Source organism: Planococcus sp. RAB007_Raresut, assembly GCF_057369535.1.
In genome coordinates this window covers 471,984-484,548 of record NZ_JBXYIF010000002.1, presented here as the reverse complement: position 1 = coordinate 484,548, position 12,565 = coordinate 471,984, and the positions used below count along the sequence as shown (strand labels likewise).

General features: G+C 44.2%; 13 protein-coding genes. 5 read left to right on the top strand and 8 right to left on the bottom strand.

The genetic code is table 11. From position 1 onward, the window contains the following. Positions 1–32 precede the first annotated feature (32 nt). On the top strand, positions 33–452 hold the full coding sequence (locus AC2Q9J_RS06325; protein ID WP_499038175.1) for a hypothetical protein: 420 nt from the start codon (positions 33–35) through the stop codon (positions 450–452). 68 nt (positions 453–520) lie between these two features. Here AC2Q9J_RS06325 and AC2Q9J_RS06320 read toward each other — a convergent pair whose 3' ends face one another. The 5 genes from AC2Q9J_RS06320 to AC2Q9J_RS06300 form a co-directional block, all read right to left on the bottom strand. Further along, on the bottom strand, positions 521–946 hold the full coding sequence (locus tag AC2Q9J_RS06320) for a CBS domain-containing protein (RefSeq protein ID WP_499038173.1): 426 nt from the start codon (positions 944–946) through the stop codon (positions 521–523). Positions 947–1,073: 127 nt separating this feature from the next. Then, positions 1,074–1,796, bottom strand: a complete 723-nt coding sequence (locus AC2Q9J_RS06315; RefSeq protein WP_499038171.1) for an amino acid ABC transporter ATP-binding protein — start codon at positions 1,794–1,796, stop codon at positions 1,074–1,076. A gap of 12 nt (positions 1,797–1,808) precedes the next feature. Further along, positions 1,809–2,477 carry an amino acid ABC transporter permease gene (locus tag AC2Q9J_RS06310; protein WP_499038169.1) on the bottom strand — a complete coding sequence of 223 codons (669 nt, stop codon included), beginning with the start codon at positions 2,475–2,477 and terminating at the stop codon, positions 1,809–1,811. A gap of 81 nt (positions 2,478–2,558) precedes the next feature. Continuing rightward, positions 2,559–3,398 carry a transporter substrate-binding domain-containing protein gene (locus AC2Q9J_RS06305; protein WP_499038167.1) on the bottom strand — a complete coding sequence of 280 codons (840 nt, stop codon included), beginning with the start codon at positions 3,396–3,398 and terminating at the stop codon, positions 2,559–2,561. Between the two features lie 76 nt (positions 3,399–3,474). Beyond that, the gene (locus AC2Q9J_RS06300) at positions 3,475–4,317 is read right to left on the bottom strand and encodes a MurR/RpiR family transcriptional regulator (RefSeq protein ID WP_499038165.1); all 843 of its coding nucleotides are present in this window, start codon (positions 4,315–4,317) and stop codon (positions 3,475–3,477) included. A gap of 248 nt (positions 4,318–4,565) precedes the next feature. Between AC2Q9J_RS06300 and AC2Q9J_RS06295 the strand changes: the two genes are divergently transcribed. From AC2Q9J_RS06295 to AC2Q9J_RS06280, 4 genes are read left to right on the top strand one after another with little or no spacing between them, the layout of a single operon-like run. Continuing rightward, complete coding sequence (locus AC2Q9J_RS06295) at positions 4,566–5,324, top strand: carotenoid biosynthesis protein (RefSeq protein ID WP_499038163.1); 759 nt, start codon at positions 4,566–4,568, stop codon at positions 5,322–5,324. Further along, positions 5,321–5,992 carry a lysophospholipid acyltransferase family protein gene (locus AC2Q9J_RS06290; protein WP_499038161.1) on the top strand — a complete coding sequence of 224 codons (672 nt, stop codon included), beginning with the start codon at positions 5,321–5,323 and terminating at the stop codon, positions 5,990–5,992. Before AC2Q9J_RS06295 ends, AC2Q9J_RS06290 begins: the two co-directional genes overlap by 4 nt. A 9-nt stretch (positions 5,993–6,001) precedes the next feature. Next, entirely contained in the window at positions 6,002–7,108 is a 1,107-nt protein-coding gene (locus AC2Q9J_RS06285; RefSeq protein ID WP_499038159.1) for a glycosyltransferase family 2 protein, read from the top strand. After that, positions 7,105–8,586 (top strand): phytoene desaturase family protein, encoded by a 1,482-nt coding sequence (locus AC2Q9J_RS06280; protein ID WP_499038157.1) that lies wholly within the window; start codon positions 7,105–7,107, stop codon positions 8,584–8,586. Before AC2Q9J_RS06285 ends, AC2Q9J_RS06280 begins: the two co-directional genes overlap by 4 nt. Positions 8,587–8,694: 108 nt before the next feature. On the opposite strand, the gene AC2Q9J_RS06275 is transcribed toward AC2Q9J_RS06280, so the two are convergent. From AC2Q9J_RS06275 to AC2Q9J_RS06265, 3 genes are read right to left on the bottom strand one after another with little or no spacing between them, the layout of a single operon-like run. Continuing rightward, positions 8,695–9,525: a phytoene/squalene synthase family protein gene (locus tag AC2Q9J_RS06275; protein WP_499038155.1), complete on the bottom strand. Its 831-nt coding sequence runs from the start codon at positions 9,523–9,525 to the stop codon at positions 8,695–8,697. Continuing rightward, entirely contained in the window at positions 9,525–10,982 is a 1,458-nt protein-coding gene (locus AC2Q9J_RS06270) for a phytoene desaturase family protein (protein WP_499038153.1), read from the bottom strand. Before AC2Q9J_RS06270 ends, AC2Q9J_RS06275 begins: the two co-directional genes overlap by 1 nt. Next, entirely contained in the window at positions 10,979–12,505 is a 1,527-nt protein-coding gene (locus AC2Q9J_RS06265; RefSeq protein ID WP_499038151.1) for a phytoene desaturase family protein, read from the bottom strand. Before AC2Q9J_RS06265 ends, AC2Q9J_RS06270 begins: the two co-directional genes overlap by 4 nt. Positions 12,506–12,565 lie beyond the last annotated feature (60 nt).

Below are 12,565 nucleotides of genomic sequence, written 5' to 3'. Positions count from 1 at the left end.
ACGATCAAATTCAACGCACTGGAGTGATCATGATGAAGAAATGGTATTTGCCGATTGGTGTTGTATTATTACTATCAGCCTGTGGTGGCGAGGAAACACCTGAGCTTGAAGAAGAATCCCAAACGGAAGTTTCCGCTCCTGAAGGGGATGAACTCGACCCCACTGACCCTGAAGAAGTGGAAAATGCCGAACCTGCTACTGTTTCAGACCTGGCTGCAGGAAATGTTGAAGAAGGTGCCGCCGTTGAAATTTCCGGTACAGTAGAAGAGTTAGCGGATGACGTCGCTTTTCCTTCCTTTATTCTCGTCAATGACGGCCAGCAGGTGTATATCCGGAATATGGCTGAAACCCCTGTTGAACCAGGCGACAGCATATTGCTCGAAGGAATTTACGACGGCAACGCCGAGGAAGATATGCCTCTAATATCAGCTTCAGTCATCACCATTGAATAAAGAATCAGCTTATATACCAGTAAAACCGGCCAAAGAAATGGCCGGTTTTTTGGTTCTGTTTCATCATCTTATTTATCAGGCTCAGCAGGTTCCGAAACTTCATCAAGTGCAATGTCTGCGTTGCCGTAAGATTTATCTTTTACAGCAATATCTCCCAGAGAAACGATTCCAATGACTTTTTCATTTTCCACGATCGGCAAACGGCGGATCTGGTGGTCAGCCATCAATTCTGCTGCTTCTTCCACAGTCATGTCTTTGCTTCCTGTCACCATATTCTCAGAAAGAATTTCTGAAACTGCAGATTCCAGCGACAGGTTATCCGCAATTCCGCGAACCACAATATCACGGTCTGTAATGATGCCCACTAATTTTTCGTTTTCGCATATTGGTATGGAGCCGACATTAATCTCTTTCATCTTAGCTGCCACTTCCTGAAGAGAGTGCTCCGGATTGCATGTATCAACTTCTTTTGTCATTATGTCTGCGACTTTCATTGAATATTCCTCCTTAGTTTTTTTGTATTTTCACCATATAGATTGTTTATCCTATCTCATGACCCCGAAACCTTCTGAACAAGAAAAAAAGCGATTCCGCTTTACTAACGGAATCGCCTCTGTTGAATCACTCAACCAATTGGATAAATTGTCTCGTGCGTTCATTTTGTGGATTTTCAAAGAAATTCTTGGGATCTGCAGATTCAATGATTGTCCCCTGATCGATCATGATGATCCGGTCCGCCACTTCTTTGGCGAACTTCATTTCATGGGTGACGACGACCATTGTCATGCCTTCTTCAGCAAGCTGCTTCATAACCTGCAGCACTTCCCCTACTAGTTCAGGGTCAAGGGCGGAAGTCGGTTCATCAAAGAGCATGACTTTTGGTTCCATCGCCAATGATCTCGCAATGGCAACCCGCTGCTTTTGGCCGCCGGATAATTTGCTCGGATACACATCCGCCTTATCTTCAAGGCCGACTTTCCGCAATAAATTCATACCCAGCTTTTTAGCTTCTTCTTTTTTCATCTTCTTAACTGTAATCGGCGCTTCAATCACATTTTCCAGTACTGATTTGTGCGGAAAAAGATTGAAATGCTGGAATACCATACCGACTTCTGCTCGTATTTTGGCTAAATCCTCTTTTTTCGGATTAATCGTATGGCCATCAATCGTGATTTCTCCGCTATTAATCATTTCCAAAAAGTTAAAACACCTTAGAAGTGTACTCTTACCCGATCCACTGACGCCGACGAGAACGACCACCTCTTGGGGTTTCACATGCAAATCAACACCTTTAAGCACTTCCAGATCGCCGAAGGATTTGTGTATATTTTTTCCTACTATCATGTCTGTCCCTCCTTAGGCTTTGTCCACATCAAGTTTATTTTCATATAAGCGCAACAGGAATGTGAAAATCATTACAAGCACTAAGTAGTATATACCTACAACAAGGAACGACTCAAAGAACTGGTATGATTGCGCAGCTTCCCTATTGGCAAGCGAGAATATTTCGGCTACACCGATAATATAGACTAGCGAAGAATCTTTTAAAGTAATGATGAACTGATTGCCGAGTGGCGGAATCGATCGGCGAAGTGCTTGTGGAAACACAATCCGCTGCATCGTCTGTTTCCGGTTCATCCCTAGCGACAAGCTGGCTTCACGCTGTCCAGGATCAACCCCTTGGATGGCTCCACGGAAAATCTCGGCGATATAAGCTCCATTATGGACACCGAGTGCTATGGCGCCAGCCCAGAAATTGGACATGGTATAAATTTCAACGATTCCGAAATACAAAAACATGATTTGGACAATCAGCGGAGTTCCACGAATTATTGTTATATAAACATTCGCTATGCCCCGCAGTATTTTCGATCCGGAAATTTTCATCAATGCGAAAACCAGGCCGATGACAGTTCCAAGTATAACGCCAATCGCAGTAAGTTGAAGTGTGACGACGGTCGCTTCCAGGAACCCCTGATACGTGCGCATAAAAACATCAAAAACAGTTACAAATATATCCGGCATTCCTTTTCACTCCTCTTTTATCGCTCTATACCGGCCTGAAGAGACCCTGCCAGACAGGATCTCTATTTATCTCAAATAAAATTATTCGAGAATTTCCACGCCTTCAAGATCAACATCAAGGAGACTGCGGCCGAACCATTTATCAGAAATTTCGTCATAAGTTCCATTTTCAATGATGGCATCCAACGCTTCATTGATTGCGGCAAGTAATTCTGTATCATCCTTGCGGACAGCAATCGATGGCTGCTCAATCCACAACGGATCACCGACCATTTCAATTTCAAGACCTTCTTGCTGTGCTTCGAATCCTACAACATCCGCTGTAATAACGGCATCCAAACGTCCTTCAACCGTTAAATCCTGTAACGCTACAACATCACTGGAGTACGTTTGAATGTCGTCAGTATATTCTTGGGCAACTGTGTCATAAGTAGTTTGAGCGACAACGCCGATTTTCTTGCCTTCCAAATCTTCAACGGACTGGATATCCGTGTTGCCTTCACGGACAAAGATCGCCCCGCCGGAATAGTAATAAGGATCAGAGAAACTTACTTGTTCTTCGCGTTCCGCTGTTTTGGACATCGACCCGATGATGGCATCAAAACGATTTGTATTCAGCCCCTGAATAATAGTTTCAAACGGAGTTGTCACCGGATTCGGCTCCAGACCCATTTCTTCTGCAATCGCATTTCCGATATCAATATCGAAACCTTGCAAATCGCCGCCTTCTTCAAAACTGAATGGTTTGTACAAGCCACTCGATGCAGTCGTAAATTGCCCTTCTTCCAATAGATTCAAATCGCTGCCTGAACCTTCAGATCCAGTTCCTTCTGAACCGCCTGATGAATCATCCTCACCGCACGCGGCCATGATCATTCCTGCTGATAAAACGATTCCTAAAAACGGATATTTCTTTTTCATATTGTTCTCCCCTTTTCATTTTGTGATTTACCAAAACGCCTGGGCGTTCCGGGGCTTGCCTTTACATTGGGTTCAATCAAATGAAAACTTCCTTTTCCGAATAAATGGCTTCCACCTTTGCCAAATTCCGCTTTACTTTCGAATGCTCTTTGACATACACGAAACGCATAATTGATGCGATCAGCGCATGTACAGCGGTGTAAGAGTCGATGTTCAGATTCGAGTTAACATTAACGCTCAATGAAATATCTGCATAATCTGCTGCCGGAGAATCTCCGGCATCTGTAATCAGCACGATTTTGGCTCCCTGTTTCTTGGCAGTCGCCAGTGTGTCGATGACGGATTTTGTATAGCGTGGAAAGACAAATGCAATAATGGTATCTTCCTCAGTCAACGCTGATAATTGCCGGTAATATTGCCCGTCTCCGTGCATCATCAATTCCGCATGGTCCAGTGTCAGATTCAGCCAGGAAGTCATGAAATGTGCGAGTCCGAAATCGAAAAAATTACTGGTTACATATATATTCTTTGCCTGGCCGATGTAATCCACCGCCTGAAGCAATTGGTCTTCATCCATGGACTGCTTCAGCTGGACAATACTGGCGATATCCGCATCCAGCAGATTTGCCAAAAAGGATTGTTCGACTGCCGGCTGGGTGTCAGATTCTTCAACTTGTTCAAAACGTTCCTCTGCCAGCTTCCTTTGCAGCACATGCTGAAATTCCGCATAACCCCGGTAACCTAATTTTTGTGACCATCTGATCACAGTAGATTCACTGACATTCACTCTCCTGCCTACTTCAAGTGCTGAAGAAAAGGCAAGGAAGATAGGCTCTTTGAAAAAAAGATCTCCAATCTTTTTTTGTCCGGAACTAAAATCTTTATACGAATTTGAAACATTTCGCAGTAAATCCTGCATTTTTTACAGCCCCCAATGTAAAAACAAGCTTGTATACTATTCCAAGTATACTATAGTGCAGGATTTCCTTCAATAATTATCCGAATATTCTTTATTGAAAGTAAAAATTGAATAAAACTTTATTTCTTTTTCCCTATCTTACTTATATCTAAACTACCAGAAATTTTAAGGCACACCTGGCCGAACCCCTCTTCCTCTCTCTTCCAGAGGTTTTCAAGTATACTATTTGTATAACTTGTAATGGAGTGATGATTTTGACATGGGAAGATAGGATTTATCGTCTGTTTTTGATTTGGTATGCAATCGGCATAATATTACTTGCTTTTGACTTATTGCCTTCTTGGCTGGAATGGGCCAATGCAGTGTTCCTCATATTGGCAGGAACAATCGGATTTCTTTACTTTGTGAAACGCTTCGGCAAGCCTGCCGGAATCACCATTGGCTTAACGATATTCTTTGCCACCTTCATCGTTGAAGGAGCAGGCGCGAATTCCGGGTTCCTGTTCGGTTCGTACGATTATACAGACCATTTTGCTCCGAACCTGTTCGGTGTGCCCATCGCCATCGGCTTTGCCTGGCTGATGGTCGTTGCAACGTCCCATGTGCTCGCGCGCTGGATTTTTCCGAACGGCACCTTCGCTTATGCTGTGACAGGCGGAATCGGCGCAGTGATTATGGATCTCATAATCGACCCTGTTGCGTACCGGCTAAAAACTTATTGGATTTGGGAAGATACTGGCTGGTATTACGGTATTCCCTGGACCAACTTTTTAGGCTGGTTCATTGTATCCTTTGTTCTTCATCTTCTGATTGATTGGGTGATGCGCCGTAAAACGATGGCCATAACTAATGACACAGCCGAGCGGAGGCTGGTGCTGCTGTATCTGCTGATGATCGGTATGTTCGCCTTGCTTGGCGCTCTCGGTGGTTTATGGCTCGCTGTCGCAGCAAGCACAATTCCGGCAGTGCTCCTTGTCGCTCTTGCCTGGAAAAGGAGGCCTATATGATAGCAGCGAAAAAAAGTCGTTTATTTGAAAAAGGATTCGCAGTTTACCTTTTGCCTTTGCTTCGAAGATCGTTCTCTCATCTTTTGGGACGCGATATCCAAAAGATTCCTGAAAAACCGGTGATTTTCATTGCAAATCATAGTTCATGGTGGGATGGACTGCTGTTTTTCCTTTTGAACCACACAGTTTGGAAACACGATATCCACATGATGATGCATGAGAAGAACCTTAAGAAATACAGTTTTTTCCGTTATCTCGGTGCCTTTTCAATCGATAAGCAAAATCCAAAAGATATCATCCGTTCCCTGCAATATGCCGAAAAATTATTGGCTGAAGGCAAATCGGTGGTGTTATTTCCACAGGGCGATGAATATCATCAGGAAATCCGTCCTCTCGCTTTTTCCACCGGAATCGGTTACCTGGTTGAAAAGCATCCCGATGTGCCGGTAGTCCCAATCACGTTCTATTATTCTTTCCGGCACGAACAGAAGCCTGAAGTATGGATCCAGCAAAGTTCATCTTTATCTATAGAAGAGATTGCCGGAACTTCCAGAAAAGAGCGCACAGCCTTTTTGCAGGACACTGTAACGGATCAGCTGGATGCACTTAAAAAAGAAGCCATTGCTGAAAATGTGGCTGAGTTCGATGATTTGCTGGGAAAGGAGTGAAGAGAGACAATGCTTATCTGGATTTTCATTTTTTGCCTGGCCGCTTTTCTGATTTGGACAATCCTCAATAGCTTTTTCATGCCGTCATTGCCCAAACAGCCGACAGTCAGCGGTGCTCCCTTGCTGTCTGTCATGGTGCCTATGCGCAATGAAGAAAGGAATGTTAAATCGCTTGTTGCTTCACTCAAAAACAGTACATATCCGAATATTGAATTCATCATCCTGAACGACCAATCCACTGACCGGACGCAGCAATCGCTCGAGGAAGAAATCGGAGACGACAGCCGTTTTACGCTTTTGCAGGGAGTCGAACTGCCAGCAGGATGGGTGGGGAAAGTCCACGCGTGCCATCAGCTTCAAAAGGCGGCTGCCGGTGAACTTTTAATGTTTGTGGATGCTGATATCAATTTCAAGCCCGAAGCTTTTGAACAATCTATTGCATTGCTGCAGCAAAAAAACGCGAAATCACTGTCTGGCTTTCCCGCCTTCGAAGTCACGCCTTTTTTAAGTAAATTGCTCGTTCCGATGCAGCATTTCGTTGTCTTCTTCCACTTGCCGCTGACATTGGCGAATTACGCCTCATTTCCTGCAGCGACAGCAGCACACGGTGCGTGGATGCTTTTCGACAGAAAAGCTTATGACGAAATCGGGGGCCATCAGTCGGTGCAAAACTCGCTTGTGGAAGATGTCCACATTTCCCGGGAAATAAAAAAAGCCGGCCATCGCATGCTGCTGGCTAATATTACGGAATGCGTCAGCAGTAAAATGTACGACACCAATAAGGAAGTCTGGGAAGGCTTTTTGAAAAATAGTTATACAGGAATTGGACGTTCACCGGTCATGGCAATTTTACTCACTTTATTTTATGTATTCTTTTATGTATTTCCTTTATTTTTAGCCATCGGCGGCATTTTAATGGCCGAGCCGCTGTTCATACTGCCTTATATTCTCATATCCTTGCAGCAGCTATATGTAATGATTAGGACTCGTCAGAATCCTTTACTGGCATTTATGGTCCCTCTTCAGGCCGGCGCGATGCTTGCTGTACTCTTGCACGCAATGCATAAATCCCGCAGCAAGCAATCTTACTCATGGAAAGGCAGGAATTATTTATGAGCAAAACGATTATCATCGGCGGCGGTCTCGGCGGACTATCCGCAGCAGTGACTCTTGCAAACGCGGGAATGGAAGTTGAGTTATATGAAAAAAACGACCATTTCGGCGGCAAGCTGATGCCGGTTCGACTGGGCACCCACTCGTTTGATTTCGGGCCAAATACAATCACCATGCCGGAAGTTTTTAAAGCGGTTATCGAACAGACCGGTGAAGCCGCTTCCGCTTATTTCGATTTGATTCCTTTGCCTACGCATACGAGAAACCATTTCCCTGACAGCCGGCATTTTGATCTTTCTTCCGATACGGAAATCATGCAGACGGAATTGAACCGACTTGCTCCGGATGACGCGAAGAACTATACACGTTTTCTGACTGAAATCAGCCGTATCTACAATTTAGCGGAACGCTATTTCTTCCCTTCCACTTTCCAGTCATGGCGGGATTACTTGTCTCCTTCACTGGGCAGAGCTTTGTTGCAGGTGCGGCCGGTGGAAACGATGGACCACTTCTACAAAAGGTATTTCAAAGATCCACTTTTACTTCAGGCATTTGGCCGTTATGCAACGTATATCGGCTCATCTCCCTATAAAGCCCCTGCAACTTTTTCAATGATTGCTTATTTAGAATTGGTCGGCGGGGTGTATTACGCTAAAGGCGGAAACACTCGCATTGCGGAAGGGTTTGCCGCTGTCGCTAAAAAAAGAGGCGCACGTCTCTATTCCGGGAAGCCCGTCAAAAGAATAATTGTTAAAGACAATAAAGCGACAGGGGTAGAGTTGGAAGACGGTACTACTTCAGTGGCGGATGCTGTTATTCTGAACGGAGATCTGTTGACGGCCTTTCCTCAACTAACTGCTGAAAGTGAACGCCCGTCTTTCAGCAATGAAAAGAGTGAATCCTTTGAGCCTTCCATTTCCGCGTTTGTTATACTGGCTGGTTTGAATACACGCTTGACTGGATTGAAGCATCATAATGTTTATTTCTCCGGAGATTATCCGAAAGAATTTGATGAGCTCTTTGAAAAAAAGAGCTATTCCGAAGAGCCAACCGTCTATATCAGCAATTCATCAGCAACCGATCCATCCGTATCGCCTGACGGAGACAATCTGTTCATCCTTGTTAATGCTCCTGCCCTTACTCCGGACGGCAAACTGCAGGTCGACGCCGAGACATATAAAAATAGGATATATGATTTTCTGGAGACATATGGGCTGAATATCCGAAGCCATCTTGCAGAAGAAAAAATCTTCACACCTTCATTTATTGCGGAGAATTTCAATGCTTTTCGCGGCGCGTTATACGGTCCCTCCTCACACCGAAAAAAAGACGCATTTCTGCGCCCCGCAAATGCCAGCCCCGACATTAAAAATCTCTACTTTGTAGGCGGCAGCACGCACCCAGGCGGAGGGTCTCCGATGGTAACAATGAGCGGCCATAATGTCGCAAAACGGATCTTGAAGAAGTTTGACCTCTTTTGACGAAAAATTGTTCTCAGGATAAAAAAGACAAAAATAAAAAAGATATGTCCCAATTGGGCATATCTTTTTCTTCGTGTCGGAGCTTAACGGGCGCTTGCGCTTTTCTTTTTATAGACAGGCAAGTATCTGCTGCTTGGATTGATCGGGCACAAAGTGTTTTTGGCCGAAAACGTTATAGTCTTTCTTTCTGATAGTGGTCAGAATTTCGCGATATACCAAACCGGCGCCTTTCACTGGAATCCTCGAACTGACCGGATATTCGTTTATTGTTTCAAACGCTTTCTGGTAATAATACTCCGCTTCTTTCGCCATATCTTCCCATACGGATACGAATGCAGGCGTAACCGTTTTTCTGCGGAGATCCTCTTCATTCAAATTATATTTTGTCATCAATTCCGATGGCAGGTAGACCCGGCCCAAGCCAAGATCTTCATCGATATCCCGAAGAATGTTGGTGATCTGCATTGCGTACCCGAGGGCAATCGCCCCTTCTTTCAGAATTTCCGTTTTGCCTGGAGCAAGCACCGGCAGCAGCATCAAGCCGACAGAACTTGCTACATGATAACTGTAATCCAGTACGTCATCCACTGTCTTATAGCGTTTCATCAGCAAATCCATTTCCTGGCCCGCAATCATGCTGGCATAGGCTTCATCATCCATGTCATAGTTCTTGAAGACATCAGAAAGCGCCAGCCACATCGGATTTTCAACATTAAAATTGCCTGCCAGAAAATCATTGAATTCCTGTTTAAAGAGAGATAACTCACGAACGGGATCCGCACCTTCATCCACAATATCGTCCACCGTCCGGCAAAAAGCATAAATAGCCCAAACAGCTTTTCTATTTTCCTTCGGCAGCATGGAAAAGCTTTTGTAAAAACTCTTGGAATTAGCGGCAATAATTTCTTCGCAAAAACGATAAGCTTTACTTAATTCCATTAAGAACCTCTCCTCTCACTTAAGGAATCTTTTTCAATTTGCTCGGCAAGCAACTTTGCACCTTGCATCACGATCGGAATACCGCCGCCAGGATGGACGGAAGCCCCGACTGCGTAAAGGCCTTCTGTATTGAAAGGTTTGACTTGCGGACGGAAAACGCCTGATTGCATCAGAGTCGGACCGATCCCAAAACTTCCTCCCCGGAACAATCCAAATGTTTCAGCATCCGTTGGAGTCCTTACTTCCATCCACTCGATAGCGTTCCTCAACCCTGGAAATGACAACTCTTCCATTCTGTCGATCACTCCGTCGATCCACTCTTTTTCATTCGCCCAATCGACTTCCGAACCTGAAGGAACAGGAATCAGTGTATACAGCACCCCTTTACCTTCTGGCGCTAAAGAATCATCGATTTTTGATGGATGGAATGTATAAAACGCCGGATCTTCAGGCTTTTGCTTGTCGGTAAACACGTCTTTCATGTGTTTCGCATAATCATCTCCAATAAAGAATTGATGTACATTTACTTCATCATAGACTTGATTCAGACCAAAATACAGCAATACACAAGCTGAAGATGGAACAAATTTTTTCTTTTTCCGCTCCGGCAATAAGCGGGATACTGTCGGAAAGTCACCGTTATATACTACAGCGTCAAAATCTTCTCTGCCGGATTCCAATTCCACACCTGTTGCTTTTCCATTTTCCACAAGAATCTGTTTTACCTTTTGCCCTTTTCTGACAGAGACATTCGGAAGGTTCAATAATTCTTCTTCAAGCAGCGGCACGATGCTCGCATAACCGCCTTTCAAATAATGGACACCGTGCTCGTGTTCACTGAAAGATACAAGTGAATACATACCAGGAGCACTGTACGGATCTCCACCGATATAAAGTGACTGCAGCGTGTAAGCCAATTGAAGCCGCTCATCTGTAAAATAGCGCGCCATCAATTGTTTAATGGAAAGCTGGGGTTTCAATGCCAATAAATTCTTTACATTTCCTGGTGTGAAAAACGTTTTTTTATCAACAAAAGAATGTTCAAGAAAAGCGGATTTACCGATAGCAAACCGAGTACGGCCTTCTTCCATAAAACGTTTAAAGCCTTCTTCCTGTCCTGGGAACACCTTTGCCACTTCTTCAATCTGCCGTTTGCTGTCGGGATATTTCGTATATACCTTACCGTCATTGAAACGAATGGTGTACAGCGGATCGCAAAGCAATAACTCATATTTCTCTTTTGAAATTCCCGCTTCTTCCAATAGTTCCCGGAACATCTCAGGCAATAAAACGATTGTCGGCCCTTCGTCGATTTTAAAACCATCACGCTCAACGAAGTTCATGCGGCCGCCGAGACGATTTTCTTTCTCAAGAATCGTGACCTCGTGGCCTTGCTTATTCAAATATAAAGCACCCATCAGTCCGCCAATGCCGCCTCCGATTATTGCGATTTTCATGCAAATCCCTCCAGTGCGGGCAATGGAAGAATCGGTATTCCATCGTTTCCATCTTTTTTCAATATTCCGTTAGCGGTGATGCGGGCAGATTCCAGTATGGTTGGCAAGCCGCTTCCCGGATGCGTTCCACCGCCTACCAGCCAGCATTGCTTAAGTTCTTCGAATTCATTGTGCGGACGGAATATCATCATCTGTGTCAATTGATGCCCCAGATTGAATGTTGCTCCTTTATATACGGAATAATCGTGTTCCCAGCCGAATGGCGTCAACACTTTTTCCACTTCGATATGATCGCGCAGATTTTTAAATTCCGTCTTCTCCTCAATAATATTCAATACAAGTTCCCTAAATTCCTGCTGTTCATTGTCCCAGCCGATATCACTGAAATTATTCGGAACCGGCGCCAATATGTAAAGTGCTGATTTCCCCTCAGGTGCAAGTGTCGGATCAGTAACACTGGCGTTCTGGATATAAATAGAAGGATCCGCCGATAACAGCTTGGAATCTGTAATCTCTTCCACGTTTTTCTTGTAATCCTTGGCAAAAACAATCGTATGGTGGGATAGATCATACTTTTTATCCAATCCTAAATAAATCATGAAAGTGGAGCAGGAGTATTTTTTCTTCTCCAGCTTTTCAGGGGTATATTTCTTCAAAACCCCAGGTTCGACAAGGTTTGTCATGACATGCGCAAAATCACCGTTAATGATTACTTCATCAGCGGCTTCACGGCTTCCGTCTTCAAGATCCACACCTTTTACCGTACGGCCTTCAAGCCATAATTTTTTTACACCTCTGCCTGTATGGATTGTACCGCCCAGTTCTCTTATGACTTTAGCCATCGATTCAGATAGCTGATTGACGCCACCGATTGGATGATAGATTCCGTAAGCATGTTCCATATAAGACAGAATCGTAAAAGCACCTGGACATTCCCATGGCGACATCCCCAGATATTTGGACTGGAAAGCAAAGGCAAGCTTTAACCGTTCATCTTTGAAATAACGGGAGAGCACGTCATAAAGGCTTTTATTCACTTCCAGTTCAGGCAATGCTTTAAGCACTTTGGGCTGAATCATGTGTGAAAACTTATCCATTCTGGTCTGTAGAATCGGAGACAGGGCTTCCAATTTACGGCCTGTTTCTTTCATGAAACGCTCATACCCTTCCCCGCCGCCTTCGAAGTCTTTATCAATTTTAGCTTTCATTTCTTCCGCATTGCGTGTCATGATTAATTTTTGATCTTCAAAAATCAATTCATACATCGGGTCCAGTTCAATAGGTTCCATATAGTCAGCAAGTTTCCGACCGGCAACCTCAAACAGTTCTTCTACTATATGTAACATGCTTAAAAAAGTCGGTCCGGTATCAAAGGTGAAGTCTCCGAGTTTTAAAGCCGCATTACGGCCGCCGACGCGTTCATTTTTTTCATAGATATCCACTTTATAGCCTTTTGCTGCCATCAGCATACCCGCGGCCAAGCCTCCCGGACCAGCGCCGATTATAATAATTCTCTTCTCCATATGATTACCCCATTTATGATTCTTTAGTTATATATTATTTATATAAAAATTATACAACAA

Bases quoted from the DNA above. Each gene is read 5' to 3' on its own strand.
- AC2Q9J_RS06325 (WP_499038175.1), top strand. From the start codon at position 33: ATGAAGAAATGGTATTTGCCGATTGGTGTTGTATTATTACTATCAGCC.
- AC2Q9J_RS06320 (WP_499038173.1), bottom strand. From the start codon at position 946: ATGAAAGTCGCAGACATAATGACAAAAGAAGTTGATACATGCAATCCG.
- AC2Q9J_RS06315 (WP_499038171.1), bottom strand. From the start codon at position 1,796: ATGATAGTAGGAAAAAATATACACAAATCCTTCGGCGATCTGGAAGTG.
- AC2Q9J_RS06310 (WP_499038169.1), bottom strand. From the start codon at position 2,477: ATGCCGGATATATTTGTAACTGTTTTTGATGTTTTTATGCGCACGTAT.
- AC2Q9J_RS06305 (WP_499038167.1), bottom strand. From the start codon at position 3,398: ATGAAAAAGAAATATCCGTTTTTAGGAATCGTTTTATCAGCAGGAATG.
- AC2Q9J_RS06300 (WP_499038165.1), bottom strand. From the start codon at position 4,317: ATGCAGGATTTACTGCGAAATGTTTCAAATTCGTATAAAGATTTTAGT.
- AC2Q9J_RS06295 (WP_499038163.1), top strand. From the start codon at position 4,566: ATGATTTTGACATGGGAAGATAGGATTTATCGTCTGTTTTTGATTTGG.
- AC2Q9J_RS06290 (WP_499038161.1), top strand. From the start codon at position 5,321: ATGATAGCAGCGAAAAAAAGTCGTTTATTTGAAAAAGGATTCGCAGTT.
- AC2Q9J_RS06285 (WP_499038159.1), top strand. From the start codon at position 6,002: ATGCTTATCTGGATTTTCATTTTTTGCCTGGCCGCTTTTCTGATTTGG.
- AC2Q9J_RS06280 (WP_499038157.1), top strand. From the start codon at position 7,105: ATGAGCAAAACGATTATCATCGGCGGCGGTCTCGGCGGACTATCCGCA.
- AC2Q9J_RS06275 (WP_499038155.1), bottom strand. From the start codon at position 9,525: ATGGAATTAAGTAAAGCTTATCGTTTTTGCGAAGAAATTATTGCCGCT.
- AC2Q9J_RS06270 (WP_499038153.1), bottom strand. From the start codon at position 10,982: ATGAAAATCGCAATAATCGGAGGCGGCATTGGCGGACTGATGGGTGCT.
- AC2Q9J_RS06265 (WP_499038151.1), bottom strand. From the start codon at position 12,505: ATGGAGAAGAGAATTATTATAATCGGCGCTGGTCCGGGAGGCTTGGCC.